Here is a 23,841-nt window from a genome sequence, read left to right as displayed (position 1 = left end):
AATTTATTAACATAAGATCAGTAACAACCAGAAGCGCTCGAAGGAGAGGTTAATGGAAAGCAAAGTAGTTGTTCCGGCGGAAGGTAAAAAGATCACCCTGCAAAACGGCAAGATTAACGTTCCTCACAATCCGATTATCCCGTTCATCGAAGGTGACGGTATCGGTGTAGACGTTACCCCGGCGATGCTGAAAGTGGTTGATGCCGCTGTTGAGAAAGCCTACAAAGGCGAGCGTAAAATTTCCTGGATGGAAATTTACACCGGTGAGAAATCTACTCAAGTTTATGGCCAGGACGTCTGGCTGCCAGCAGAAACGCTGGACCTGATCCGCGACTACCGCGTTGCTATTAAAGGCCCACTGACGACGCCAGTTGGCGGCGGTATCCGTTCCCTGAACGTGGCACTGCGTCAGGAGCTGGACCTGTACGTGTGTCTGCGTCCGGTTCGTTACTATCAGGGCACCCCAAGCCCGGTTAAGCACCCTGAACTGACCGATATGGTTATCTTCCGCGAAAACTCAGAAGACATCTACGCGGGTATCGAATGGAAAGCGGACTCAGCTGACGCAGAAAAAGTGATTAAATTCCTGCGCGAAGAGATGGGCGTGAAGAAAATTCGCTTCCCTGAGCATTGCGGTATCGGCATCAAGCCATGCTCTGAAGACGGTACTAAACGTCTGGTGCGTGCGGCCATCGAATACGCGATCACCAACGACCGTGACTCTGTGACCCTGGTTCACAAAGGCAACATCATGAAGTTCACCGAAGGCGCGTTCAAAGACTGGGGTTACCAGTTGGCGAAAGAAGAGTTCGGCGGTGAGCTGATCGACGGTGGCCCATGGCAGAAGATTAAGAACCCGAACACCGGCAAAGAGATCATCATTAAAGATGTGATCGCCGATGCGTTCCTGCAGCAGATCCTGTTGCGTCCTGCAGAATACGACGTGATTGCCTGTATGAACCTGAACGGTGACTACATCTCTGACGCCCTGGCAGCTCAGGTTGGCGGTATCGGTATCGCCCCTGGCGCGAACATCGGTGACGAGTGCGCCCTGTTCGAAGCGACCCACGGTACTGCACCTAAATACGCGGGCCAGGACAAAGTGAACCCAGGCTCTATCATCCTGTCCGCAGAGATGATGTTGCGTCATATGGAATGGTTCGAAGCCGCAGACCTGATCGTTAAGGGTATGGAAGGCGCGATCAACGCGAAAACCGTAACTTACGATTTCGAACGTCTGATGGAAGGCGCTAAGCTGCTGAAATGCTCAGAGTTTGGCGACGCGATTATCGCGAACATGTAATCCAGATTCTGGGTTAAACAAGAGCGGGGGCCTGAGGGTTCCCGTTTTTTTTGCCTCTGCCTGCGGGAGACAACACGATGTTAGCCACCGTCCTTATCGCTGTCGTTGCATTCATCCATCTTTATATTCTTGTGCTGGAAATGTTCCTGTGGAATACCAAAACAGGGCACAAGGCCTTTAATCTGCGTCCTGATTTTGCGCGCGAGACCCGCGTGCTGGCCGCGAATCAGGGGCTGTATAACGGTTTTCTGGCGGCTGGTCTGCTCTGGAGCCTCTGGCTCGGGGAAAAGGGGATTCAGGTGGCCATCTTCTTCCTGGCCTGCGTGCTGATCGCCGGCCTCTTTGGCGCAGCCACCGCCAGCCGAAAAATTTTGTATGTACAGGCCGCGCCCGCTCTCGCAGCGCTGCTTGCGTTACTCATCTGAAGCAATGCTTTGGTTGAGATAAGGCGTCCGATATACTGATGGCTTTACCCGTAAAGATTAGCGACGAGACAGTTATGAACAACGATATCCCACTGAAATATTATGACATTGCCGATGAGTACGCGACGGAAGCCGCTGAACAGGTCGCTGAGTCAGAGCGCGACGCTCTGGCACATTATTTCCAGCTGCTGCTCACCCGTTTATCGAATAATGAGGAGATTAGCGAGGAAGCCCAGCAGGAGATGGCCACTGAGGCCGGGATCCGTGCGGGTCGCGTTGATGATATTGCGAACTTCCTCAATCAGTGGGGAAATGAATAGTCTGCTTCAAAAACCGTTATGCTGATGCTTTGCGATACAGCTCAGCATCACGCTATCGGACCACATGCATTTTTTCCGCAGAATATGCGAAGCGGGGGCGTCGATAAACAGCGCGAAAATAACGGTCAGACAAAAGAGTACCACTGGGAATAGTAAGGATAATTTCACGTTTTTAACCAAAATATGAGTGTGCTTCAGGGTAATCTACCGTCTGAATGTGACGACTATATGTTTTTGCGTAAAAAATGGAAACGTCGGAGCGAAAAAAAACGGATACGCCGGGCTTCGGGTTACGGTGCGACCCCGGTGAGTCGCTTCGCCAGCTCGCTCCGGGTGAGTGCTTTAGAAAAATACCATCCCTGAATTAGCGCATCGGGATATCTGCTTGCAATAAAGCGATATTGAATTTCATTTTCCACGCCCTCGAAAACAAGCGTTTTATTCAATCTTGCAAGGGCATCGCAGAAGATAGCAAAGATGTTTTGCTTATAATGCTCGCTGATGCCGTCCACCAGCGACTTATCAATTTTGATTTCATCATATTCAAGCAGCGAAAGGCGGGCGAGGTTCGAGTTCTGCACGCCAAAATCATCTATTGATATTTTAACGCCGAGCGATTTCAGCTCCTGACAGAATCCCTCAAGGATATCTGCCGTGGAAACGGCTTTTTCGGAGAGTTCGACCTTCATCAGGGAAAGGGGAAGTTGGTTGGCAAAACACGCACGACGCAAAATGGTAATGAACTGTCCATCTTCAATTTCCTTGTGCCCAACGTTTATTGAGACTATCAGCTGGTGTTTTATCGCCAGAGGGGCAATTTCGGAAAGGGATTTTTCGATAATATTACTGTAATATTTTTTATACAGACCGATCTTCTTAATTAATGGGATAAACAGCTCCGGAGAGACGTCCCCGTGTTTTTGGTCGCGCCATCTCGACAGAACTTCTACACCCACGATTTTTTGATCGTGAATGCGAATAATGGGCTGATAGTTAACGCTGATGGTATTCGTGAGGACGGCTTTTATCAGCGTACGTTCCAGAGAAAAACGGTCTTCATAGATACGGAAGATAAATAACGTTATCGCAATCCAGATAAAACAGAGAATGACCGCGAGAAGCGCAAAGATAAACGGAGGTAACGAGGCGAGCCCGGCGTCGTGATGCTTCACGATGACGCACAGGTCCCAGAAGGCGCTGCACTGTGTCAGGGTCAGGGTAAACAATGTCGAATGCAGCCAGCTCTGCTGATTTAGCTCCGTGGCGGCCGAAAAAAAGACTCTGCCGAAGTCTTTGGTGGTAGCACTGAGCGAATAGCTTGCGGTAACCGGGGTGAATTTATCGTAAGCATAGCGGGAGGTGAAGATAATAATATTATTATGAATTGCCGCATTGCCCGTGAAAAAGTCTTTTCTCGAAAACTGGGCCAGGAGAAAACCCCTCGGCGTTTTATGCAGTTCTGCAGGAAGTGCAACGGGCGTCGCGAGTTTCCCCCAAAAAGCGGTACAGACTATTTTTCCCTTCTCAATAAAGCCGATATCGGCAAAATAAAGATTATTAAGCTTAATTTGTCTGTAGCGATCGAGGCTGGTTTTATCGCATCCCTGCGTCGTGATGCTTTTGAGACCCAGCGCCACGCTTTGGGACACGTCTTCTGAATAATGTAAAAGGGTACGGGATATTTCACGCTGTTTGCTCTTCTGCTGACCAATGATTACAGCATTGACCGCATAAAGAGACAGGAAGACCAGAAGCGATGAAACAATAGCAACGGCAATGAGCTTTTTCATTTTCCAGTTATCCAGTCCGCTCCCTGATTTCACAAATCTTAACACAGCCAGGGCAAGGAACAAGCCTGATAGTCACGTCATGTGAGTAAATGCCGGCAGGTGAACTCATACGAAAGTATCAGTTTTTTAAGACAATTCTCAGCTAAGCTATTTTCATTGTTATAAGCAATACCGGGTTAGCACAGGCTCTTCTACCAGAACATCCATGCTTGTTTTTTCTATTAAGGAAAACATCGTGCGCAACGTGATGATCCCTATTCTTAGCGCTCTGTTTCTTTTTCTGAGCGGCATTTTGATTATTAACTGGCAGCTATGGCAGATGGCGAAGCTGAGTAATAGTCATACCGCCACGGCCAGCACCCAAAAAATAGAAAACATTCTGGCTGAAGCAGTCAGTGCGGCCAGCGCGGCAAAGCGCGTTGCGGCTGAAGGGTGTACCAGTAGCGGACAGCTGGCGCTGGGGACAGAGGCAGCGCTAAAACCGCATCTGCGCGCCATCATGATCGAGCTGCAGGGGAAAATCATCTGTACTTCCCTTCCCGGGAATGGCGTGTTGATTATTCATCCTGAGACGTTACCTGCCGAAAAATTGATGCTGTTACCCGGCAATCGACTGGTGAACGGCATTCCGGTGCTTATCTTCCAGATGCCCATCGCGGGAGGGCGCGTCATTGTCAGCATCAGTGACGCGCATTTGCAGGACGTCATTGCAAGCGCATTGAACAGCGTGGATCTGGGGCTGGTTGTCGGCGAAAGCATGCTTGTTCGCAACGGCGATGTGAGGGGCTGGAAAGCGGCCTCCTGGACGGGGGCGCTTACGGCGTCAACGCTATTTCCTTTTAGCCTGACCTGGCAACCTCCTGCCTTTTTTAGCCTGACGCGGCTTTTGCAACAGGGATGGAGCCTGATACTGCTTATTCTCGCGCTATCGGTGGCGGTAGGCATTTTGATCCGTCGATACAAAGGGAAAAGCACCTCATTTGAAGACGATTTGCGTAAAGCGATTTTGCAGGGGGAGATCGAGCCTTATTACCAGCCGATCGTGAACGGCGATACTGGCGGGCTGTACGGCGTTGAGGTCCTGGCAAGATGGAAGCATCCAAAGTCAGGGTTTATCCCGCCGGATGTCTTTATTCCAATTGCCGAACGTAGCGGGTTGATTATACCGCTGACTAAAGGATTGATGGCGAAAGTGGTGACCCAGCTTAAGCCGCTTTTGCCTAAGCTACCGGACGGGTTTCATATCGGGGTGAACATCAGCGCCAGGCATATTAATGCGCCTTCATTTATCGGTGACTGCCGCGTCTTCGGGAACGGGTTTCAGGGTAAAGAGGTCAAACTGGTTCTCGAGGTGACCGAGCGTGAACCGCTGATCGATAATCCTCACCTCGTGGAGAACCTTAACATGCTGCATAACGCCGGCTTTGTTATTGCCCTGGATGATTTTGGTACGGGTTATTCCGGGCTGTCATGCCTTAATGCGCTGGCCATTGATTATATTAAAATTGATAAAAGCTTTGTGAACCGGGTTTCAGAGGAAAAGGACTCAACCATCTTGCTGGACTGCGTCATTGACCTGGCGAAAAAACTCTCTTTGCGCATTGTCGCTGAAGGCGTAGAAACAAAAGAGCAACTGGAGTATCTCAACCGTAATGAGATAACCCTGTTACAGGGATATTATTTTGGTAAGCCCGTCTCCTATATCGATTTTATTAAAGTCATTTTATCTAAACCCAGGGAGACCGTTAGTTTGTAAAACGAAATAAAGACGAGCTTCTGTTGTATGCTTAAGTGCAATTCATTTTCCTCTTATCCCGAGCTTTGTTACAGTGACAAGAGTTGTCAGCCAGGGATGTCAGGCGTGATAAGGTGGAAAAGCTCGTGCATGTGAAAAATACTTTTTACACAACAACCATTACCGTCATCATTGTCTCATTGATCATCTCGCTGTCGCTTGCCGTCCAAATTGCCACGTCCAGACAGCAGTCAATTCAGCAAATTAATACCAGCGTTGCTAACCTGAGCCATACCCTTGATGTCTACACCGAGGGAATCATGCGCCAAAGCGAAATGTTAATTACTACCGTTTCCGACATAATCGAAATTTATGGCATGACGCCGCAACAGGCGACCAATATTCAGCGGATGATAAATAATCAGGATAATCTTCTTACCCAGATTAATAATGTGGTTGTTTACGACGCTCAGGGCGATATCTTTACCGCGCTGCATGAAACTTTTACAGGCCCACGCAAAGGATCGGACAGGTCATTTTTTATCTATCACAAGGAAAATAAAAATCAGCAGATTTTTATTGGTGAGCCCGTGGTAAGCAGAACCAATGGCAAATGGGTCATTACCATTAGTCGTCGCCTTGAAACCCACACCGGGGCATTTAACGGTGTCGTGGTGGTGACGCTGGGTATTGAGAATTTTCTCGCGCTTTACGGGCAGATTAATATTGGTCATCTGGGCGTCATTGGCTTAACGACACAATCCGGCGTGCTGCTGGTCCGTCACCCCTTTAAAAATACCTACGTCGGCACGATTTTTTCTGATTCACCCCTCTTCAGGAAATACCTAAAGGTACAAAATACCGGGATAGCCAGTTCCGTTTCGCGGTTTGATAAAATCGAACGCATTTACGCCTATGAGAAAAACCGACGCTACGGGCTGGTGACCACCGTGGCCGTCAGCATTGATGAAGCCCTCGCACCGTGGCGCAAGCAGGCTATTCAGCTGGCGCTGCTCATTTTCGTTTTCACTGCGATACTTATCGTCGCGTCATACTTCCTGTATTCCGACTTATCCAGAAAAACCAGAGATAATAAGGCGCTGAAGATTATCGCTTCCGAGGATGCGTTGACCGGGCTGTACAACCGTCGCATTTTTGATGAAAGAATCCTCTCTGAAATCGCGACTTGTGCCGCACATGACGCAGCGATTTCGATACTGATTGTGGACGTGGACTACTTCAAAAAATACAACGATAACTACGGCCATCCGGAAGGGGACCGGTGTCTGACGCTGCTGGGAAACAGTCTCAGGGAGAGTCTTACCCGTGATAATCAGATTGTGGCGCGCTACGGCGGAGAGGAGTTTGCGCTGATATTGCCTGATACGGATATTCAGGAGGCGCTTCGACTGGCGCAGACGATCATTCGCAACGTGTTTTCCCTGCAAATCGCGCATGATTTTAGCCCCTTTGGGCGGGTGACGGTAAGCGTCGGGATCTCTACCGCGCGTGCGGTCGACATCGCGGGCAGCCAGCAGAATATCATTATTGCCGCTGACCAGGCGCTCTACCAGGCAAAACGCGCAGGACGTAACCGGTACGCGTTTGTTGGGGTATGAACAGAAAAAAAGCCCACTCAGGAGTGGGCAAGAAATACTGGAAGCAATGTGAGCAATGTCGTACTGAATACCTGAGTGTTACGCTCAACTATTCAGTGTTGAGAAAGATAATCTTTCTCAACAAAAGATGCAACCCCACAGTTTATGCGGCTGAACCCTTTTGTTGATGAATAATTGCGCACTCTCTCATTGTGATGCTTATCACAAATTTCCTTTCTGAAATCCTGTGCTATTCTTTTTTGTGTCGTTGATTTAATGACAAAAACCATACAGAGAGGAAAGTTATGGGAATTTTATCCTGGATTATCTTTGGGCTTATTGCGGGTATTCTGGCGAAGTGGATCATGCCGGGCAAAGATGGCGGTGGGTTTATCGTCACCGTAATACTGGGTATTATCGGCGCGGTAGTCGGCGGCTGGATCAGTACGCTGTTCGGTTTTGGCAAAGTCGATGGCTTTAACTTCGGCAGTTTCGCTGTCGCGGTGATTGGTGCGCTGGTTGTTCTGTTTATCTACAGAAAAATCAAAAGCTAAGGCTTACAAGCGTTAAAAAAGGCTGCCAGATGGCGGCCTTTTTACGTAGTGGCGTTTACCACCAGCCAAGCTGCGTGCCGGCAAATGCCGCGATGGCAACGATCAGCATAACGAGGGTCGTTTTTCTCATTTATGCCCCAGGCGCCGCGTAACCACCGACAAAAAACCATGCTAAAAAAATCACCGCCGTTATAAAAATAACGACCGGGAAGAGGATCCCTATTCTCATATCATCACCTGTTTCGGTTTTTGTAACGCCGTAGAGTGTACGGGGTTAATCGATAGTGAGAAAGCGTGTTTTGCTTTTTCCTTTCTTATCCTGATACATCGCGACATCTGCGTCGCGTAATGCGCTGTCCGGATCGGTTATCTGAGGGTCCACTTCGATAACGCCGACGCTGGCTCCGGGGTAAATGAGGTTGACGTTACCCAGCCAGTATTCCCCGGCAATACAGGCGCTGAGACGCGTTTTGAGCAGCGTGACCTGCGCGTTATCTCCTTCGCTGTGGGATGTGCTCAACGACGCCACCAGAAACTCATCGCCGCCCAGCCGGCCAATGATATCGTCCTGCTGTTTTTCTTCCGTCAGACGCTTGCCCACTTCAATCAGGAACTGGTCGCCAGCCTCGTGGCCGTAGCGATCGTTAATCAGCTTGAAATCATCCAGATCGATGAACGCGATGACGGTGTTACGTTTAAGGTGACGCGCCAGGGAAAACAGCGTGGTCAAATCTTCAAAAATGGCGCGACGGTTGGGTAAACCGGTAAGGGCATCCGTGTAAGAGTACGCGATGAGGGCTGCGTTGGCTTCGCGAAGCTGGTTTACCAGCGACTCTTTCTGAATGGACTGGGCAATCAGACCGGCGAATAACTTCAGGACCTGTTCACCGCGCTCGCTAAGCGGCTTTCTGGCCGTGCTGGTGGCACAAAGCGTTCCGTAGAATGAACCATCCGCAAGATGGACAGGAATACTCATGTAGGTCGTAATGCCGAGCGCTTTCGCCGCCTCGCACTCCGGCCAGCGTTCGGGAACGTCGTTGCTGAATACGGTGTCGCTATCCAGCGCGCGCTTGCACAGTGTTTCCTCCCATGGGACGCTCAGCCCCTCAGGAATTGTCATCTGCTTGCTGTTGCGGGCGTAGAGGATATGCTGCAGTCGGGCTTCGATATCTACCTTGGTGAGGTAAGTCGACTCCATGTCAGTCACAATCTCCAGCATCTCCAGCAGCTGGCGAACGAGACCTTCAAGAGATTGTTCAGTGGCGAGGGTTTCTGAAACACGGGCAAGGATAATATCCGACATGACGTAGAATGACTCCCAGGCAGAAGACGTCTGCATCTGCATGTTATGCTGAATTTTTAGACTTCAGGCATAGTAAAACATGAATATAAAAAATTTAATATATGCAGGGAGAGGGCAGCAGCAGAGAAAAAAGCCCCGTTGTTGAGACCGGGGCAAAGACATCTTGATTACGGAATGATGTTCTCTGGTCATATCGAGAACATGCCACACTATAGTGTTGAAAAGTGCAGTTAAAATGGAGAAATCATGGAGAAAGGGGCGATGACCCGTTAACCTTAGACTGTCATGATGTCACAAGGATCAATGAGATGAGATTTCTGCTTCTGGCGCTGGCGCTTCCCCTGGCTGCCTGCACCGCGAAAACAACCCCACCCGATGCCCCGAAACCACCGCACGCTATCGGTATGGCGAACCCGGCCTCCGTGTACTGCCTGGAGAAAGGCGGGGAACAGATCCCGGTTCAAAGCCCGCAGGGCGTACGCACGGAGTGCAAACTACCGGGGGGCGAAGTGATTGATGAATGGACGCTCTACCGTCGCGATCGTCCGCAACCCACCAGGTGACAGACGTATATTGCCTGCGATACACTTCTCTTTAGGATTATTCTTAGTCAGTCCCTGGCTATCGTTACCGTGAGAGAAGTATGTTTCAGCTTAAACCGGGCAGCATGGCGATGATCATCGGTGCCCGCACGGCGTCAGGCCGTCGAAATATTGGTAAATCTGTTGAGCTGTTTGGCCTGTGTCAGCCTGGCCTGCGTTTCGTTAACCCGGTCAACGGCGTGATGACGCAATTACCCGCTACCGCCGATCGCGCGCTTTGGCTGGTGACTGGCGATGTTTACGCCTTTGACAATCAGCACGGCTTTGCCTTTGTCCGAGCCGAACATCTGATGCCGCTCACTCCCGATGAAGCGCCGCAAATCCTCAATGAGCTGGCGATCGGCTGATCAGAGATGGCGCAGCCAGTCGGCTAATACCAGGGCGTGATTTTGCTTCGTGTCTTTGGCAGCGTAGAGCAGGGTGACGGTCTGCCTGTTCGCCAGCGTCGCCAGACGCATTCCCTCGTCAGCATGCTGCGCCAGCTCTTCCCTATAGGCTTTACTGAAGGCGGCGAAATCAATGGTTTCGCTATGAAAGGCCTTGCGTAATTCATTCGAGGGCGTGAGCGTTTTACACCATTCATCATACGCGAGGTCCGTCTTTTTAACCCCGCGCGGCCACAGTTTGTCCACCAGTACCCGATAGCCGTCGTCCGGACCAGCCTGCTCGTATACGCGTTTGCATTGAATCATAATTCCACCCTCCCAATTTAAGGTATTGTGATAATTGCAGAAGATCGGTAGTCTGAGGTTCCTTATGTTATCTGATAATACTCTGGCATAAGGAACCTTTCATGGAACACCTCCCGGTTAAAACGACGCTGCGCATTGCGCTGGTTGGCGATTACAATCCCAGTGTTATTGCGCATCAGGCGATCCCGCTGGCGATTGACGACGCCGCCGCAGTCCTTGACCTCACCGCCGATTACGACTGGCTTGCCACCACGGAGCTGACAAGCCCTGAAGATCTGGTGGGCTACGATGCCATCTGGCTGGTGCCTGCCAGCCCCTATAAAAACACCGAGGCCGCCTTTATCGCCGCGCGCTACGCGCGTGAAAACGGCGTACCGTTCCTGGGCACCTGCGGCGGATTCCAGCACGCGCTGATTGAGTATGCCCGCAATGTGTTGGGCTGGGCCGATGCGGCACATGCCGAGACGGATACCGAAGGCACCATGGTGATTGCGCCGCTGACCTGCTCGCTGGTGGAAAAAACCGATGCCATTGAGCTGCGCAAAAATACGCTGATCGCGAAAGCGTACGGCAAGCCGGAAATTGAAGAGGGCTATCACTGTAACTATGGCGTGTCGCCGGCGTTTGCACAGGCGCTGGAAAGCGGTGACATGCACGTTACGGGCTGGGACGAACAGGGGGAAATTCGCGCCGCAGAACTGGTTACGCACCCGTTCTTCGTGATCACCTTATTCCAGCATGAGCGTGCCGCGCTGGAAGGCCGTCCGGTCGTGCTGGTGCAGGCGATGCTGCGCGCGGCTCGCGGGTAGGAAAAGGCAGACCCGATGGTCTGCCACAGTCTTTAACGGGGCGCGATCTCCCGGTCTCGCCCGGCAAGCACGCCGCAGAGTGCCATTATCACGGCGGCCAGAGCGCAGCCCAGAAGCGGGATTTGCCAATTTCCCGCGCTATCGTGAATTTTCCCCATCAGCGGAGGGCCGCAGGCGGCGAGCAGATAGCCAATCGACTGCGCCATGCCGGACAGCGCCGCAGCCTGGTGCGCGGAGCTGGCGCGCAGACCGATGAACGTCAGGCCGAGGATCATCGTTGCTCCAGAGCCAAAGCCAAACACCAGCGTCCACATCACCGCCATGTCAGGCATAAACCATAGCCCCGCCGCGCTTACCGCGCACATCAGCGCCACCGCGCCGGCGATCCCCCGCTGGTCTTTCAGACGGTGGAGGATCAGCGGAACGGCAAGCCCCGGCACGGCCGTGGCCAGCTGCAACAGTCCGTGCACCGAGCCGGCCTGCGCTTCGCTGTAGCCGTGGCTGAGCAATATCGCCGGCAGCCAGCCGATGATGACGTAGTAAATCAGCGAGTTAATCCCCAAAAAGAGCGTGACCTGCCAGGCGAGGGCCGAGCGCCAGATGGCGCGGTTATGCAGCGCGCCAGCGCCCGTTACCGTCGCAACGTGTTTCTGGCGCCACTGCGGCAGCCAGAGCAGCAGCGCGACCAGCGGAAACGCCATCAGCATCAGCAGCGCGCTATGCCAGCCCGCGCTACCCTGCGCCAGGGGAACAATCATCGCTGAGCCAAACGCCGCCGAGACGCCCATTGTCAGGGAATAGGCCCCGGTGAGTCGGGCTACCTGGCCCGGGAAGTCACGCTTAATTAATCCGGGTAACAGCACGTTCCCGAGCGCAATTCCGCAGCCGATGACCGCGGTTCCGATGAAAAGCAGCGCGGCGGAAGGCAGAGAGCGAAGTGCAATCCCGGCGCAAATCAGCAGCAGGGCGACAAACAGGCTGCGCTCCATGCCGATACGTCGGGCAACGCCTGCGACGAGGGGTGAGACAAGGGCGAAAGCCAGCAGGGGCAGGGTGGTCAGCAGACCGGTTTGCGCCGTGCTTAAGCCATAATCAAGACGAATAGTGTCGAGCAGCGGAGCTGCGCCGGTAAAGGTGACGCGAAGCGTAGTGGCAATCATCAGGATGCCTGCAATCAACAGCGCGCCGTGTTTTCCTGAGGTGCGAATAGCAGTAGTCATTATGTTCTCATACGTTCAAGCGAGCGCACACAATACCGATTTTCCCGGCGGTTGAAATCAGGCTAAAATGACAGTTTATCGCTAAAATCGGACAAACTGATGATTGGTCTGGGACTGGACGGCTATGATCCCGATAGCCAGCACGATGCGGCCGTCGCATTTCGCATCCGCGTGGTGGCGGAGGAACAGTATATTCCCCGGCATCATCACCGTAAGGGGCAGCTGATTCTGGCCCTCGGCGGCGCGATCACCTGCGAAGTGGAAAATGCCATGCTGATGGTTCCGCCCCAGTACGCCGTCTGGATCCCCGGCCAGATGCTGCACAGCAACAGGGCCACCCCGGGCGCGCAGCTCTGCTTTTTGTTCATTGAACCGGGGGCGGCAAGCTTGCCCGACCGCTGCTGCACCCTGAAAATCTCCCCTCTGGTGCGGGAGCTGATTTTATCCCTGGCGGAAAAATCGCGTGAACAACTCTCTCTTGCGGCCACGTCGCGCCTGGTAGACGTTCTGTTTGACGAGCTGCCGCTCCAGCGTCAGGAGCATCTGCAGCTGCCCGTCTCGCCCCATCCTAAAATTCGGCTGATGAGCGAGAAAATGGCGGAAGAGCCCGCCGCCTGGCAGACGCTGACGCAGTGGGCGAGCCACTTTGCCATGAGCGAACGCAACCTGGCGCGGCTGGTAGTGAAAGAGACCGGCTTAAGCTTTCGCCGCTGGCGTCACCAGCTGCAGCTGATCGTGGCGTTACAGCATTTGATCGGTGGGAAATCGGTACAGCAGGTGGCACAGACACTTGGCTACGACTCTACCACCGCGTTTATCACCATGTTCAGAAAGGGACTGGGCCAGACGCCGGCGCGTTATATGGCCAGCCTGACTACGACTTCCCAATAAACAGAGAGACAAGGCCTGCCGCAATCAGCGGCCCCACCGGAACGCCGCGAAAGAGCGCCACGCCCAGCACGGTGCCCACCAGCAGACCCGCCACCAGCGAGGGCTGGCTGCTCATCAGCGTAACGCCGCGCCCGCCCAGCCACGAAACAAAAATCCCCACCGCGATCGCCACCAGCGATTTCCAGTTTACAAACGAGTGCAGCAGGGTTGAGGCGGGAAGCGTGCCGCTGGCGATAGGCGCCATTACCCCGATGGTTAAAATAATGATCCCGATGGTAAGGCCCTGTTTTTCTATCCACGGGAAGAAGGTATTTAACGGGGTCACGCGAACAATAATCAGCACCAGAATCGAGATGGCGACCGTGGTGTTATGGCTGACAAAGCCGAGCGCGGCGAGTGCCAGAAGAATGAGCAGAGTAGGGTCAAACATAGGGAATCCTTGCCAAAATAATCAACTTGCTTACTTTACGCGCAAACGCGGCGGAGGACAGTTTTAAAAAGATTATATTGCTGTCATAACCTTGTCATTTACGCGGATTAAAACGAAGGCAGATATCGCAAAAGGGGTCGCCATCATGAACGATCACATGTTTGTTGAAACGCTGATTATCTCCTCATCGTTTTTTGCTATTGCCATTATTCTCGTCGCCTCCGTGCTGTTTCTGGAAAGAAAAGGCTGACAGGGTCGCCAGCCATCACGGTTACGCTTTATGGAAGTTCACAAGCTCAGGACGGGCGATGCGAAGGTAATCCTGGGTATCCATAATCACGGATTTCTCCAGTAAACCGGCGTTAAAGGCGATTTCGTCAAAGCGCTCGAACAGCAGCGGGTCGGCAACCAGCGCCAAATCAGGATGGAAGCTAAAGGGCGGGATCGCGCCGAAAACGCAGGCGGTCAGGCTATCGACCTCGGCAGGGCTGGCGAGGGAGGCCTTCAGCCCGCCAAAATGGCTGGCAAGCTGGCTCAGGTCGGCCTGCAGATCGGCGGCGAGGATCGCCAGAACGTGTTTTTTTACGCCGTTTCCCTTCACCTTGCAGACCAGGGCTTTTGCGCCTTGCCGCAGATCGGTTCCGCGAATTTCACTTACCGCTTCGCATTTCCCAACCGCCTCGTGCTCCATGACGCGAAACCGCGCGCCCTGTTCGGTGAGTAAGGTAATGAGCTGCTGGTGGGTTCCTGCCCCAATAACGTCGTCAGTCATAACGATTTCCCGGTGATAATCCTGTATGCAGGGTGCTACATTAGCATGGGATGAACGGGGTCGAAAGAAAACAGCCAGCGGGTTCGCTGGCTGTTGGATTATGCGTTGCTGGTAGCAGATTGCTTGTGGAACAGCTCCCTGAACACCGGATAAATATCATCCTGGTCACGGATATGCTGCATGGCAAAATTATCGAACATTGCTTGCAGATGTTCATACTCCCGCCACAGGGTCTGGTGCGCGCGACGGGTAATTTCGATATAGCTGTAGTAACGCACCACCGGCAGAATTTTCTTCGCCAGAATCTCGTGACACAGCGGTGAGTCATCGGCCCAGTTGTCGCCATCGGACGCCTGCGCGGCATAAATGTTCCACTGCGCCGGGTCGTAACGCTCTTTCACCACTTCATCCATCAGCTTCAGGGCGCTTGATACGATGGTCCCGCCGGTCTCCTGCGAGTAGAAGAACTCATGTTCATCCACCTCTTTCGCCTGAGTGTGGTGGCGGATATAGACCACCTCCACGTTCTTATAGGTTCTGCTCAGGAACAGATAGAGCAGAATATAAAAACGCTTCGCCATATCCTTCGTGGCCTGGTCCATCGAGCCGGAAACGTCCATCAGACAGAACATCACCGCCTGGCTGGAGGGCTCAGGGCGTTTTTCGTAATTCTTGTAGCGCAGGTCGAAGGTGTCGATAAACGGTACCCGTTCGATCTTCGCTCTTAGTTCCGCAATCTCTTTACGCAGACGCTCCTCTTCCAGCAGTTGCGCCGGTTCCGTGTTTTCCACGACCTTCAGGCTGCTCTCCAGCTCGCGCAGTTCGCGCCGTTTGCCCGCCGTCATGGCCGTTCGTCGCGCCAGCGAATTCTGCAACGAACGCACGACGCTGATATTGGCGGGCACGCCGTTGGCGGTATAGCCCGCGCGATGGGTTTTGTATTCATTAAGCTGACGATGCTGATTCTTTTTCAGATTCGGCAGCGCCAGGTCTTCAAACAGCAGGTCGAGATATTCGTCTTTCGAAATCTGGAAGACAAATTCGTCCTGACCTTCACCGTCCTGGCTGGCCTGTCCCTGACCGCTTCCTGAACCACCGCCGCCGCCCTGAGGACGCTCAATTCTGTCGTTCTGAACGAAGTGGTCATTACCTGGGTGTACGCGATGGCGCAGGCCGCCTCGCCCCTGATGAAACATCGGTTCGCTGATGTCATCGGTGGGGATGGAGACAGACTCGCCGCTGTCGACGTCGGTCACCGAGCGTTTGTTGATGGCCTCGGAGATAGACTGTTTAATTTGCGCTTTATAACGACGCAAGAAGCGCTGGCGGTTCACCGTGCTCTTGTTTTTGCCGTTAAGACGCCGGTCAATAAACCAGGTCATATACCCCCCGTACTGCATTTGCCAACTTGCATTTTGTAGGCCCGGTCAGCGCTAACCGCCACCGGGCACTTGTTTTTAAGACGATTTACGCACGCGCAGATACCATTCGCAGAGCAGACGGACCTGCTTGCGGGTGTAGCCTTTTTCCATCATACGGTCGACAAAGTCGTCGTGCTTTTTCTGCTCATCGGTTGAGGTTTTGGCGTTAAACGAGATCACCGGCAGCAGCTCTTCGGTATTGGAGAACATTTTCTTCTCGATGACCGTGCGCAGTTTCTCGTAGCTGGTCCAGTTCGGATTGCGCCCGTTGTTATGCGCTCTGGCGCGCAGGACAAAGTTGACAATCTCGTTACGGAAGTCTTTCGGGTTGCTGATCCCGGCAGGCTTCTCGATTTTTTCCAGCTCCGCGTTCAGGGATTCACGGTCAAACAGCTGGCCGGTATCCGGGTCCCGGTACTCCTGATCCTGGATCCAGAAGTCAGCATAGGTGACATAACGGTCGAAAATGTTCTGCCCGTATTCTGAATAGGATTCCAGGTAGGCCGTCTGGATCTCTTTGCCAATGAACTCGGCGTATTTCGGGATCAGGTAACCTTTGAGGAACTCAAGGTAGCGTTCAGCCTGCTCCTGCGGGAACTGCTCGCGTTCGATTTGCTGCTCCAGCACGTAGAACAGATGAACCGGGTTGGCCGCCACTTCCGCATGGTCGAAGTTAAAGACGCGGGAGAGGATCTTAAACGCGAAGCGCGTGGACAGACCGTTCATCCCCTCATCAACCCCGGCATAGTCGCGGTATTCCTGATACGACTTCGCTTTCGGGTCGGTATCTTTCAGGCTTTCACCGTCATAGACGCGCATTTTCGAATAGATGCTGGAGTTTTCCGGCTCTTTCAGACGCGAAAGGATGGAGAAGCGCGACAGCGTTTCCAGCGTGCCGGGTGCGCAAGGAGCGTGCACCAGCTCGCTGTGGTTAAGCAGTTTCTCGTAAATTTTGATCTCTTCGGAGATCCGCAGGCAATAAGGCACCTTGACGATGTACACGCGGTCAAGGAAGGCCTCATTGTTTTTATTATTACGGAAGGTCACCCATTCAGATTCGTTCGAGTGGGCGAGAATAATCCCGTTAAACGGCAGGGCGGAGATACCTTCCGTCCCGTTGTAGTTGCCTTCCTGGGTCGCCGTCAGCAGAGGATGCAGCACTTTAATCGGTGCTTTAAACATCTCGACGAATTCCATAATCCCCTGGTTCGCACGGCACAGCGCGCCTGAGTAACCGTAGGCATCCGGATCGTTTTGCGCGAAGTTTTCCAGCTTACGGATATCGACTTTACCCACCAGCGCCGAGATATCCTGGTTGTTCTCATCACCGGGTTCTGTTTTGGCGATGGCGATCTGCTCAAGGATAGACGGCCAGACCTTCACCACGCGGAATTTGGTGATGTCGCCACCAAACTCGTGCAGGCGTTTTGCCGCCCACGGCGACATGATGGTGCCGAGGTAGCGACGCGGGATGCCATACTCTTTATCCAGAATCTGCGCGTCTTCCTGCGGATTGAACAGGCACAGCGGATGGTCGTTCACCGGGCTGCGTTCACCGTTGGCGCTCAGCACATAAATAGGAACGCGCTGCATCAGCGACTTCAGGCGTTCAGCCAGCGAGGATTTACCGCCCCCCACCGGGCCGAGTAAATAGAGGATCTGTTTCTTCTCTTCCAGACCCTGAGCGGCATGCTTCAGATAGGAGACAATCTGTTCGATGGCATCTTCCATACCATAGAACTCTTCAAACGCCGGATATCGGGCGACCACCCGATTCGAAAAGAGACGGGAAAGCCGAGGCTCCAGGGCAGTGTCAACCATGTTTGGCTCACCAATAGCCATTAATAGCCGTTCTGCCGCATTGGCATAGGCACTGCGATCTTGCCGACAGATGGTAAGAAACTCCTGCAGTGTGAACTCTTCGTCCTTGGCAGCTTCATAGCGCTGGCGATAGTGATCGAATATATTCATGGCATGCCGTCCTTTCGTTTTTTAGCACAGGATAAGAGCCGTTCGTATGAGTAGTGGAGGCTCCCGGAAGAGAATCTCTCGCACCTCACTGCCAGAGCAGCAACCTGTGTGCCAGGTCAGACGCTAAGAACCGCAGGGTGTTCAGGAAAACTCTTCTTAAATTAAAGCGTAGATGGCATTTGCAAAACTTGCATGCCCAGAAAATCTACTTTCAATGACATATCAATAACTCATCCAAAAATTTCCACTGTCGTTATAAGACAAATGCACGTTTTTCATTCAGTGGTCATATAAATGAAAGCGGGTTGTCATCTGAAAAGTTAAAAATAACGGGTTAATCAGACTGATTAGCAGGCAAAAAATTTTGGGATGTACGGGAATGGCGGTTACACTTCATCCGCTGATTATTTGACTACAGGAAAGAATGGATTGTGACCAAACTCAAACTTCTGGCATTAGGCATCTTTGCCGCGACCGCAGTGAACACCGCACAGGCGGAAAGTCAGTGGACGGTTGGCGCGGGTGTTGGCGTCATTAACAGCCCGTATAAACAGTATGACCGTGATGTTTATCCTGTTCCCGTTATCACCTATGAAGGCGACAACGTCTGGTTCCGCGGGCTCGGCGGCGGCTACTATCTCTGGAACGATAAGGCCGATAAGCTCTCCATCATGGCCTACTACGACCCAACGCACTTCAAGCCGGGTGACAGCGACAGCCATGCGCTTCGCCAGCTCGACAAGCGTAAAAGCACCATGATGGCCGGGCTCTCGTATGTACATAACACCGAGTATGGCTTCCTGCGTACGGCACTGGCGGGTGACACGCTGGATAACAGCAACGGCTTTATCTGGGATCTGGCGTGGTTGTACCGCTACACCAACGGTGGGCTCACCCTGACGCCGGGTATCGGTGTGCAGTACAACAGCGAGAACTACAACGACTACTACTACGGCGTCTCTAAAAACGAGTCCCGCCGTAGTGGTCTGAAAAGCTACAGTGCAGATGACGGCTGGGATCCTTACCTGGAGCTGACCGCGAGCTACAACTTCCTTGGCGACTGGAGCGTGTACGGTACCGGCCGCTATGAGCGTCTGAGCGATGAAGTGAAGGATAGCCCGATGGTCGATAAGTCCTGGGCAGGCATCTTCTCGGTGGGCGTGAGCTACAAGTTCTGATTGTGCATTAATTCAGTGCAATCTTTGCATTAAAACGGGGCGCTTGCGCCCCGTTTGCTTTAGCGTGGTGCAGTGAATTTATCGCTTAACAATGCGAATCGTCTGCCCTAAACGAGACGGTTTTTCCTCACTCGCTTTTTGCGGGTTGCTCACGCAAGCGGTTTCCACGCAGACAAACGTTTTGTAGCCATCATCCGTCATATCGGCCATGCTTACGGACAGCGCAGGGCCCGGGTTCCAGCCCACCACGTCGCTGTGATGATGATGGACCACTTCAATGCCGCGGTTCAGGGCGCCGTCGTGGATCACGCTGCACGCTTCCGGGTGCAGGTAAACGCGGTCGGTACGGTCAGGGAATGCCTGAACGCCGTCGCTCAGTTTGCCTTCTTTCGCGTTATCCACTTTGTCGATATAGACATCGCCCAGGCCGCTCACCTTCACGGCGCTGATATCACCCACGTTGAAATAGGTGTGCAGGGCAGAGGTGGTTTCGAACTCGCCGTGAGCTTCCAGTTCGATTTCACAGGTTTTACCCAGCTTGAAGCGGGCATACAGGGTGAAATCGTGCGGCCAGAGGGCGCGGGTTTCATCATTAGCCTGCAGCTCAAAGGTCAGCACTGCGCCGTTGTCATCTTCGTTATGCGCTTTCAGCGTCCACTGCTGGTTGCGGGCGAAACCGTGAGAAGGCAAACCCGGCTGTGCGGACGGGCCGAACCACGGCCAGCAGATCGGTACGCCACCGCGGATTGCGGCCCCTTTTTTGAAGGAGGTCGCATCGCTCAGCCATAAGCCTTCTGCTTCGCCTTCCGGTTTCCAGGAGAGCAGGTGGGCGCCGTTGAGCGCTACGGAGGCTTTAACGCGTGGGTGGTCAACGACGATGACATCAGCACCGTCAATCTGACGGCGGGAGAGCACAGGGGTAAGTTGTTCGACTACCGGAAGTGCAAAAATTTTATTAGTCATTAAGCAATCCTCTGTCTAAAAACAATAAAAAAGGCGACCGAAGTCGCCTTTTTGGATCAAACACTCATCTCAACTTATTTGGAGATGTGAGCGATCAGGTCCAGTACTTTGTTAGAGTAGCCAGTTTCGTTGTCGTACCAGGAAACCAGTTTCACGAAGTTGTCGTTCAGTGCGATACCTGCTTTAGCATCGAATACTGAAGTGCAGATTTCGCCGTTGAAATCGGTAGATACAACGTCGTCTTCGGTGTAGCCCAGAACGCCTTTCATTGCGCCTTCGGAAGCAGCTTTGATCGCTTTCTTAATTTCTTCATAAGAAGCAGCTTTTTCCAGACGAACGGTCAGGTCAACAACGGATACGTTAGGAGTTGGAACGCGGAACGCCATACCAGTCAGTTTGCCATTCAGTTCTGGCAGTACTTTACCTACAGCTTTAGCAGCACCGGTAGAGGATGGGATGATGTTCTGAGCCGCGCCACGGCCGCCGCGCCAGTCTTTGTGAGACGGGCCATCAACGGTTTTCTGAGTAGCGGTAGTCGCGTGAACGGTAGTCATCAGACCTTCGATGATGCCGAAGTTGTCGTTGATAACTTTAGCCAGCGGTGCCAGGCAGTTGGTGGTGCAGGATGCGTTAGACACGATATCCTGGCCAGCGTAAGTTTCGAAGTTTGCACCACGAACGAACATTGGGGTGTTGTCTTTGGAAGGACCAGTCAGAACAACTTTCTTCGCACCAGCGGTGATGTGTTTACGCGCAGTTTCGTCGGTCAGGAAGATACCGGTTGCTTCAGCAACAACGTCAACACCGATTTCGTTCCATTTCAGGTTAGCTGGGTCTTTTTCAGCAGTAACGCGGATGGTTTTGCCATTAACAACCAGGTGGCCGTCTTTCACTTCAACGGTGCCGTCGAAACGACCGTGAGTTGAGTCGTACTTCAGCATGTACGCCATGTATTCAGCGTCCAGGAGATCGTTGATACCAACGATTTCGATGTCAGAACGTTTCTGAGCAGCACGGAAAACAATACGGCCGATACGGCCAAAACCGTTGATACCTACTTTGATAGTCATATATTCCACCAGCTATTTGTTAGTGAATAAAAGGTTGCCTGTAAAATTACAAAAACCTTACGCAGCGTCAAGCGGAATCGTGTCAATCATTGCGACAAATCAATCCTGTGACTAACGTTTGTGCGACTGACTCGCCTCACTTTCCCTTTGAGCTTGCACCCATATGGGGGCTGAGCCGGGATTTTAAAGTCCTCGCAGGATAAAAATGTGAACGTGATCACAATTGCCTGACCGCTTATTCGCGACACATAAGTTTAGATCAAAAGTGCACGCAAGGGTGTTAATGTTTTGTTAGAATCCGGGTTGAAAGATGTCTGTTTCTACAGCGAGATGTAAGCATATGTCGAACCAACGTAACCCTGACGATTTGAAAAAAAACCTCACAGAAATGCAGTTTTACGTGACGCAGAATCACGGAACGGAACCGCCGTTCACCGGGCGTTTACTGCACAACAAGCGAGACGGCGTCTACCACTGCCTGGTCTGCGATGCGCCTCTGTTCAATTCACAAACGAAATTTGATTCTGGCTGCGGCTGGCCGAGTTTCTACGAGCCGGTGAGCGATGAGGCCATCCGCTACCTGACCGACTCGTCGCACGGCATGGTGCGTACGGAAATTCGCTGCGGCAACTGCGATGCGCACCTTGGGCACGTCTTCCCGGATGGCCCCCAGCCTACGGGCGAGCGTTTCTGCGTAAATTCAGCCTCAATGAGCTTCACCGATGATGAAAACGGTGACCAGATTAAGGGTTGAAAAAACGATTCAGCAAATTATTCCTTTGAAAGGGCGCGAGAGTGAATATTGATGACATGATTAGCGGCATGACGCCGGAGATTTATCAGCGTCTGGTGACCGCCGTAGAACTGGGAAAATGGCCCGACGGCGTTGCGCTGACGCCGGAGCAAAAAGAGAACAGTTTGCAGCTGGTGATGCTGTGGCAGGCGCGCAATAACACCGACGCGCAGCACATGACGATCGACACCAAAGGCCAGATGGTCATGAAGAGCAAGCGCGAGCTGAAAGAAGACTTTGGCATCACGCCGAAGCCGATTGCGACGATGAAAATGCAATAACGGTGCAGGTTGATACCCTCTCCCACAGGGAGAGGGCGTAAAAGACTACGCCTGCGTTTCCAGCCAGTCTTCGAGCGTATACAGCGTTGCGCCTTCCGCAGCCATATCCATAAACGCCTGAGCGCTGTCCTGCGGGTGAATGTTCACCCCGCGGCAGCCGTCGGTGATGACGTTGACGGTATACCCTAACTGGAGCGCGTCCAGCACGGTAAACTTCACGCAGTAATCCGTCGCCAGGCCCAGCACGATCAGCTCCGTGATTTCATGGTGGCGTAACCACGCGTCCAGCGCCGTTTTCTGGCGATGCCCGTTATCAAAAAACGCGCTATAGCTGTCGATAGCCGGGTTTTCACCTTTATGGAACACCGCGTCGATGACTTTCTGATTCAGAAGCGGATGCAGTTCCGCGCCTTCCGTCTGCTGTACGCAGTGATCCGGCCAGAAGGTTTGCGCCAGCCCGTCGAGTTCCCCCTGAGTGAACGGCTCAACGTTGTGCTGGCTGGCAAAGCTGCCGTGGTTCGCCGGGTGCCAGTCCTGGCTTGCGACAACCGCTTCACCGCGGGCTTTGCACCAGTCAATCAGCGTGTTTGCCACGTCAACGGTGCTGTCGCCTTCGGCGACGGCCAGCGCACCGCCCGCGCAGAAATCATTTTGCAAATCGACCAGTAGCAGGGCGCGTTGCTTCATGAGCACTCCTTATTCGTCCGGGGTCAGCTCGCCGCGCAGGTTTTGCATCATCGCGCTGCGAATGGACTGAATGTCCAGATCCTGACTCAGTAAATAGTGAAGTTTAGTCAGCGTTGCCTCAACGGTCATATCGAAGCCGCTGATCACCCCGGCGTGCGCCAGCGCGTTACCGGTGGCATAGCCGCCCATGTTGACCTTTCCGGACATACACTGTGTCAGGTTCACGACCACAATTCCGCGCTCGCTGGCTTCCTGCAGCTCTTTCAGGAATTCGCCGTTCTGCGGCGCGTTGCCGACGCCATAGGAGCGCAAAATCAGCGCTTTCACCGGCTGGCGCAGGAAGTTACGCACCACGTCCGCAGAGATACCCGGGTAGATAGTGACCACGCCAATCGGCTGCGGAGTGATCGGATGCACGATCAGCTCGCCGGCGGTGTTCGGCGCAGGCGGCGTGCCCAGACGACGGATATGAATCCCGGCCTCCAGCAGCGGCTGCAGGTTAGGGGAGGCGAAGGCGTCAAAACCGTCGGCATGGGCTTTGGTGGTACGGTTGCCGCGATACAGACGGTTATTGAAGAACAGCGACACTTCGTTAATCGGGTAATTCGCCGCCACGTACAGGGAGTTCAGCAGGTTGATCTGCCCGTCCGAGCGCAGCTCCGCCAGCGGGATTTGCGACCCGGTGACGATAACCGGCTTGCTCAGGTTCTCCAGCATGAAGGAGAGCGCCGAGGCGGTAAACGCCATGGTGTCGGTACCGTGCAGGATCACGAAGCCGTCGTACTGGTCGTAATGGGCTTTAATGTCATCCGCGATGTGCTGCCAGTCTTCCGGCGTCATGTCGGAGGAGTCCATCAGCGGCTCGTATTCGTGGATGGTGAAGTCAGGCATCTCCGGACGGTGGAATTCTGGCATCAGCGCAAGCTGACGCTGAAGGTGGCCGGAGACAGGGATATAGCCGTTTTCAGAGCGCTGCATACCGATGGTACCGCCAGTGTAGGCTACATAAATCGATTTCTTCTGCATGGTAGTG

27 protein-coding genes are annotated in these 23,841 nt (G+C 53.1%); 14 read left to right on the top strand and 13 right to left on the bottom strand.

Annotated elements, in window-relative coordinates; translation table 11 throughout:
* Positions 1-52: 52 nt before the first annotated feature.
* From icd to FOY96_RS13100, 3 genes are all read left to right on the top strand, one after another.
* The gene (gene icd / locus FOY96_RS13110) at positions 53-1,303 is read left to right on the top strand and encodes an NADP-dependent isocitrate dehydrogenase (protein ID WP_032657958.1); all 1,251 of its coding nucleotides are present in this window, start codon (positions 53-55) and stop codon (positions 1,301-1,303) included.
* A 77-nt stretch (positions 1,304-1,380) separates the two neighbouring features.
* Entirely contained in the window at positions 1,381-1,728 is a 348-nt protein-coding gene (locus tag FOY96_RS13105; RefSeq protein WP_047061595.1) for a DUF1304 domain-containing protein, read from the top strand.
* A gap of 74 nt (positions 1,729-1,802) precedes the next feature.
* A complete protein-coding gene (locus FOY96_RS13100; RefSeq protein WP_033145234.1) occupies positions 1,803-2,048 on the top strand; it encodes a DUF2543 family protein in 246 nt (81 codons plus the stop codon).
* A 290-nt stretch (positions 2,049-2,338) separates the two neighbouring features.
* Here FOY96_RS13100 and FOY96_RS13095 read toward each other — a convergent pair whose 3' ends face one another.
* Positions 2,339-3,838: an EAL domain-containing protein gene (locus tag FOY96_RS13095; RefSeq protein WP_143347219.1), complete on the bottom strand. Its 1,500-nt coding sequence runs from the start codon at positions 3,836-3,838 to the stop codon at positions 2,339-2,341.
* A 235-nt stretch (positions 3,839-4,073) separates the two neighbouring features.
* Here FOY96_RS13095 and FOY96_RS13090 point away from each other — a divergent pair, with 235 nt between their 5' ends.
* The 3 genes from FOY96_RS13090 (at position 4,074) to FOY96_RS13080 (ending at position 7,725) form a co-directional block, all read left to right on the top strand.
* Positions 4,074-5,594, top strand: coding sequence for an EAL domain-containing protein (locus tag FOY96_RS13090; RefSeq protein WP_143347218.1), 1,521 nt, complete (start codon positions 4,074-4,076; stop codon positions 5,592-5,594).
* Positions 5,595-5,707: 113 nt separating this feature from the next.
* Entirely contained in the window at positions 5,708-7,192 is a 1,485-nt protein-coding gene (locus tag FOY96_RS13085) for a sensor domain-containing diguanylate cyclase (RefSeq protein ID WP_370642431.1), read from the top strand.
* Between the two features lie 284 nt (positions 7,193-7,476).
* The gene (locus FOY96_RS13080; protein WP_006174788.1) at positions 7,477-7,725 is read left to right on the top strand and encodes a GlsB/YeaQ/YmgE family stress response membrane protein; all 249 of its coding nucleotides are present in this window, start codon (positions 7,477-7,479) and stop codon (positions 7,723-7,725) included.
* A 130-nt stretch (positions 7,726-7,855) separates the two neighbouring features.
* On the opposite strand, the gene FOY96_RS13075 is transcribed toward FOY96_RS13080, so the two are convergent.
* A complete protein-coding gene (locus FOY96_RS13075) occupies positions 7,856-7,954 on the bottom strand; it encodes a YoaK family small membrane protein (RefSeq protein WP_029739841.1) in 99 nt (32 codons plus the stop codon).
* Positions 7,955-7,999: 45 nt separating this feature from the next.
* The gene (locus tag FOY96_RS13070) at positions 8,000-9,028 is read right to left on the bottom strand and encodes a sensor domain-containing diguanylate cyclase (RefSeq protein ID WP_143347777.1); all 1,029 of its coding nucleotides are present in this window, start codon (positions 9,026-9,028) and stop codon (positions 8,000-8,002) included.
* A 308-nt stretch (positions 9,029-9,336) separates the two neighbouring features.
* Here FOY96_RS13070 and FOY96_RS13065 point away from each other — a divergent pair, with 308 nt between their 5' ends.
* Positions 9,337-9,591 carry a putative hemolysin gene (locus FOY96_RS13065; protein WP_023311246.1) on the top strand — a complete coding sequence of 85 codons (255 nt, stop codon included), beginning with the start codon at positions 9,337-9,339 and terminating at the stop codon, positions 9,589-9,591.
* Positions 9,592-9,671: 80 nt separating this feature from the next.
* Positions 9,672-9,977 (top strand): nuclear transport factor 2 family protein, encoded by a 306-nt coding sequence (locus FOY96_RS13060; protein ID WP_126794568.1) that lies wholly within the window; start codon positions 9,672-9,674, stop codon positions 9,975-9,977.
* Here the strand turns inward: FOY96_RS13060 and FOY96_RS13055 are convergent, their stop codons facing one another.
* The gene (locus FOY96_RS13055) at positions 9,978-10,322 is read right to left on the bottom strand and encodes a DUF488 domain-containing protein (RefSeq protein WP_143347217.1); all 345 of its coding nucleotides are present in this window, start codon (positions 10,320-10,322) and stop codon (positions 9,978-9,980) included.
* Between the two features lie 101 nt (positions 10,323-10,423).
* On the opposite strand from FOY96_RS13055, the gene FOY96_RS13050 reads away from it, so the two are divergent.
* Positions 10,424-11,131 (top strand): CTP synthase C-terminal region-related (seleno)protein, encoded by a 708-nt coding sequence (locus tag FOY96_RS13050; protein ID WP_033145239.1) that lies wholly within the window; start codon positions 10,424-10,426, stop codon positions 11,129-11,131.
* A 32-nt stretch (positions 11,132-11,163) separates the two neighbouring features.
* Here FOY96_RS13050 and FOY96_RS13045 read toward each other — a convergent pair whose 3' ends face one another.
* Entirely contained in the window at positions 11,164-12,351 is a 1,188-nt protein-coding gene (locus FOY96_RS13045; RefSeq protein WP_143347216.1) for a CynX/NimT family MFS transporter, read from the bottom strand.
* Positions 12,352-12,450: 99 nt separating this feature from the next.
* Between FOY96_RS13045 and FOY96_RS13040 the strand changes: the two genes are divergently transcribed.
* Complete coding sequence (locus FOY96_RS13040; RefSeq protein ID WP_143347215.1) at positions 12,451-13,242, top strand: AraC family transcriptional regulator; 792 nt, start codon at positions 12,451-12,453, stop codon at positions 13,240-13,242.
* Here FOY96_RS13040 and FOY96_RS13035 read toward each other — a convergent pair.
* Positions 13,226-13,672 carry a DUF441 domain-containing protein gene (locus FOY96_RS13035; protein ID WP_024908579.1) on the bottom strand — a complete coding sequence of 149 codons (447 nt, stop codon included), beginning with the start codon at positions 13,670-13,672 and terminating at the stop codon, positions 13,226-13,228. The genes FOY96_RS13040 and FOY96_RS13035 overlap by 17 nt on opposite strands.
* 145 nt (positions 13,673-13,817) lie before the next feature.
* Here FOY96_RS13035 and yoaI point away from each other — a divergent pair, with 145 nt between their 5' ends.
* Complete coding sequence (gene yoaI, locus FOY96_RS13030) at positions 13,818-13,922, top strand: small membrane protein YoaI (protein ID WP_087822389.1); 105 nt, start codon at positions 13,818-13,820, stop codon at positions 13,920-13,922.
* A gap of 21 nt (positions 13,923-13,943) precedes the next feature.
* Here yoaI and FOY96_RS13025 read toward each other — a convergent pair whose 3' ends face one another.
* From FOY96_RS13025 to yeaG, 3 genes are all read right to left on the bottom strand, one after another.
* Positions 13,944-14,444, bottom strand: coding sequence for a YbaK/prolyl-tRNA synthetase associated domain-containing protein (locus tag FOY96_RS13025; RefSeq protein WP_048975691.1), 501 nt, complete (start codon positions 14,442-14,444; stop codon positions 13,944-13,946).
* A gap of 98 nt (positions 14,445-14,542) precedes the next feature.
* The gene (locus FOY96_RS13020) at positions 14,543-15,826 is read right to left on the bottom strand and encodes a YeaH/YhbH family protein (RefSeq protein WP_032651499.1); all 1,284 of its coding nucleotides are present in this window, start codon (positions 15,824-15,826) and stop codon (positions 14,543-14,545) included.
* Positions 15,827-15,901: 75 nt separating this feature from the next.
* Positions 15,902-17,836, bottom strand: coding sequence for a protein kinase YeaG (yeaG, locus tag FOY96_RS13015; RefSeq protein WP_008500713.1), 1,935 nt, complete (start codon positions 17,834-17,836; stop codon positions 15,902-15,904).
* A 431-nt stretch (positions 17,837-18,267) separates the two neighbouring features.
* Here yeaG and FOY96_RS13010 point away from each other — a divergent pair, with 431 nt between their 5' ends.
* Positions 18,268-19,014, top strand: a complete 747-nt coding sequence (locus tag FOY96_RS13010; protein ID WP_023311255.1) for a MipA/OmpV family protein — start codon at positions 18,268-18,270, stop codon at positions 19,012-19,014.
* Between the two features lie 78 nt (positions 19,015-19,092).
* On the opposite strand, the gene FOY96_RS13005 is transcribed toward FOY96_RS13010, so the two are convergent.
* Positions 19,093-19,977: a D-hexose-6-phosphate mutarotase gene (locus FOY96_RS13005; RefSeq protein ID WP_143347214.1), complete on the bottom strand. Its 885-nt coding sequence runs from the start codon at positions 19,975-19,977 to the stop codon at positions 19,093-19,095.
* A 74-nt stretch (positions 19,978-20,051) separates the two neighbouring features.
* Complete coding sequence (gapA, locus tag FOY96_RS13000; RefSeq protein WP_023311257.1) at positions 20,052-21,047, bottom strand: glyceraldehyde-3-phosphate dehydrogenase; 996 nt, start codon at positions 21,045-21,047, stop codon at positions 20,052-20,054.
* Between the two features lie 340 nt (positions 21,048-21,387).
* Between gapA and msrB the strand changes: the two genes are divergently transcribed.
* Entirely contained in the window at positions 21,388-21,801 is a 414-nt protein-coding gene (gene msrB / locus FOY96_RS12995; RefSeq protein ID WP_008500710.1) for a peptide-methionine (R)-S-oxide reductase MsrB, read from the top strand.
* Positions 21,802-21,857: 56 nt separating this feature from the next.
* Positions 21,858-22,121 (top strand): YeaC family protein, encoded by a 264-nt coding sequence (locus FOY96_RS12990; RefSeq protein WP_196238666.1) that lies wholly within the window; start codon positions 21,858-21,860, stop codon positions 22,119-22,121.
* A 45-nt stretch (positions 22,122-22,166) separates the two neighbouring features.
* On the opposite strand, the gene pncA is transcribed toward FOY96_RS12990, so the two are convergent.
* Entirely contained in the window at positions 22,167-22,808 is a 642-nt protein-coding gene (gene pncA, locus FOY96_RS12985) for a bifunctional nicotinamidase/pyrazinamidase (RefSeq protein WP_143347213.1), read from the bottom strand.
* Between the two features lie 9 nt (positions 22,809-22,817).
* Positions 22,818-23,834 carry an asparaginase gene (gene ansA / locus FOY96_RS12980; protein ID WP_008500705.1) on the bottom strand — a complete coding sequence of 339 codons (1,017 nt, stop codon included), beginning with the start codon at positions 23,832-23,834 and terminating at the stop codon, positions 22,818-22,820.
* Between the last annotated feature and the right edge of the window lie 7 nt (positions 23,835-23,841).

Origin of the sequence: Enterobacter asburiae (genome assembly GCF_007035645.1) — a bacterium.
GTDB classification, from domain to species: domain Bacteria; phylum Pseudomonadota; class Gammaproteobacteria; order Enterobacterales; family Enterobacteriaceae; genus Enterobacter; species Enterobacter asburiae_B.
The sequence above is the reverse complement of the archived record's forward strand: the minus strand, read 5'-3'. Positions and strand labels throughout refer to the sequence as shown.

What these genes read in the sequence shown, in the direction of transcription:
- icd (WP_032657958.1), top strand. Translation starts at nt 53, where the DNA reads ATGGAAAGCAAAGTAGTTGTTCCGGCGGAAGGTAAAAAGATCACCCTG.
- FOY96_RS13105 (WP_047061595.1), top strand. Translation starts at nt 1,381, where the DNA reads ATGTTAGCCACCGTCCTTATCGCTGTCGTTGCATTCATCCATCTTTAT.
- FOY96_RS13100 (WP_033145234.1), top strand. Translation starts at nt 1,803, where the DNA reads ATGAACAACGATATCCCACTGAAATATTATGACATTGCCGATGAGTAC.
- FOY96_RS13095 (WP_143347219.1), bottom strand. Translation starts at nt 3,838, where the DNA reads ATGAAAAAGCTCATTGCCGTTGCTATTGTTTCATCGCTTCTGGTCTTC.
- FOY96_RS13080 (WP_006174788.1), top strand. Translation starts at nt 7,477, where the DNA reads ATGGGAATTTTATCCTGGATTATCTTTGGGCTTATTGCGGGTATTCTG.
- FOY96_RS13075 (WP_029739841.1), bottom strand. Translation starts at nt 7,954, where the DNA reads ATGAGAATAGGGATCCTCTTCCCGGTCGTTATTTTTATAACGGCGGTG.
- FOY96_RS13070 (WP_143347777.1), bottom strand. Translation starts at nt 9,028, where the DNA reads ATGTCGGATATTATCCTTGCCCGTGTTTCAGAAACCCTCGCCACTGAA.
- FOY96_RS13065 (WP_023311246.1), top strand. Translation starts at nt 9,337, where the DNA reads ATGAGATTTCTGCTTCTGGCGCTGGCGCTTCCCCTGGCTGCCTGCACC.
- FOY96_RS13060 (WP_126794568.1), top strand. Translation starts at nt 9,672, where the DNA reads ATGTTTCAGCTTAAACCGGGCAGCATGGCGATGATCATCGGTGCCCGC.
- FOY96_RS13055 (WP_143347217.1), bottom strand. Translation starts at nt 10,322, where the DNA reads ATGATTCAATGCAAACGCGTATACGAGCAGGCTGGTCCGGACGACGGC.
- FOY96_RS13050 (WP_033145239.1), top strand. Translation starts at nt 10,424, where the DNA reads ATGGAACACCTCCCGGTTAAAACGACGCTGCGCATTGCGCTGGTTGGC.
- FOY96_RS13045 (WP_143347216.1), bottom strand. Translation starts at nt 12,351, where the DNA reads ATGACTACTGCTATTCGCACCTCAGGAAAACACGGCGCGCTGTTGATT.
- FOY96_RS13040 (WP_143347215.1), top strand. Translation starts at nt 12,451, where the DNA reads ATGATTGGTCTGGGACTGGACGGCTATGATCCCGATAGCCAGCACGAT.
- FOY96_RS13035 (WP_024908579.1), bottom strand. Translation starts at nt 13,672, where the DNA reads ATGTTTGACCCTACTCTGCTCATTCTTCTGGCACTCGCCGCGCTCGGC.
- yoaI (WP_087822389.1), top strand. Translation starts at nt 13,818, where the DNA reads ATGAACGATCACATGTTTGTTGAAACGCTGATTATCTCCTCATCGTTT.
- FOY96_RS13025 (WP_048975691.1), bottom strand. Translation starts at nt 14,444, where the DNA reads ATGACTGACGACGTTATTGGGGCAGGAACCCACCAGCAGCTCATTACC.
- FOY96_RS13020 (WP_032651499.1), bottom strand. Translation starts at nt 15,826, where the DNA reads ATGACCTGGTTTATTGACCGGCGTCTTAACGGCAAAAACAAGAGCACG.
- yeaG (WP_008500713.1), bottom strand. Translation starts at nt 17,836, where the DNA reads ATGAATATATTCGATCACTATCGCCAGCGCTATGAAGCTGCCAAGGAC.
- FOY96_RS13005 (WP_143347214.1), bottom strand. Translation starts at nt 19,977, where the DNA reads ATGACTAATAAAATTTTTGCACTTCCGGTAGTCGAACAACTTACCCCT.
- gapA (WP_023311257.1), bottom strand. Translation starts at nt 21,047, where the DNA reads ATGACTATCAAAGTAGGTATCAACGGTTTTGGCCGTATCGGCCGTATT.
- msrB (WP_008500710.1), top strand. Translation starts at nt 21,388, where the DNA reads ATGTCGAACCAACGTAACCCTGACGATTTGAAAAAAAACCTCACAGAA.
- FOY96_RS12990 (WP_196238666.1), top strand. Translation starts at nt 21,858, where the DNA reads ATGATTAGCGGCATGACGCCGGAGATTTATCAGCGTCTGGTGACCGCC.
- pncA (WP_143347213.1), bottom strand. Translation starts at nt 22,808, where the DNA reads ATGAAGCAACGCGCCCTGCTACTGGTCGATTTGCAAAATGATTTCTGC.
- ansA (WP_008500705.1), bottom strand. Translation starts at nt 23,834, where the DNA reads ATGCAGAAGAAATCGATTTATGTAGCCTACACTGGCGGTACCATCGGT.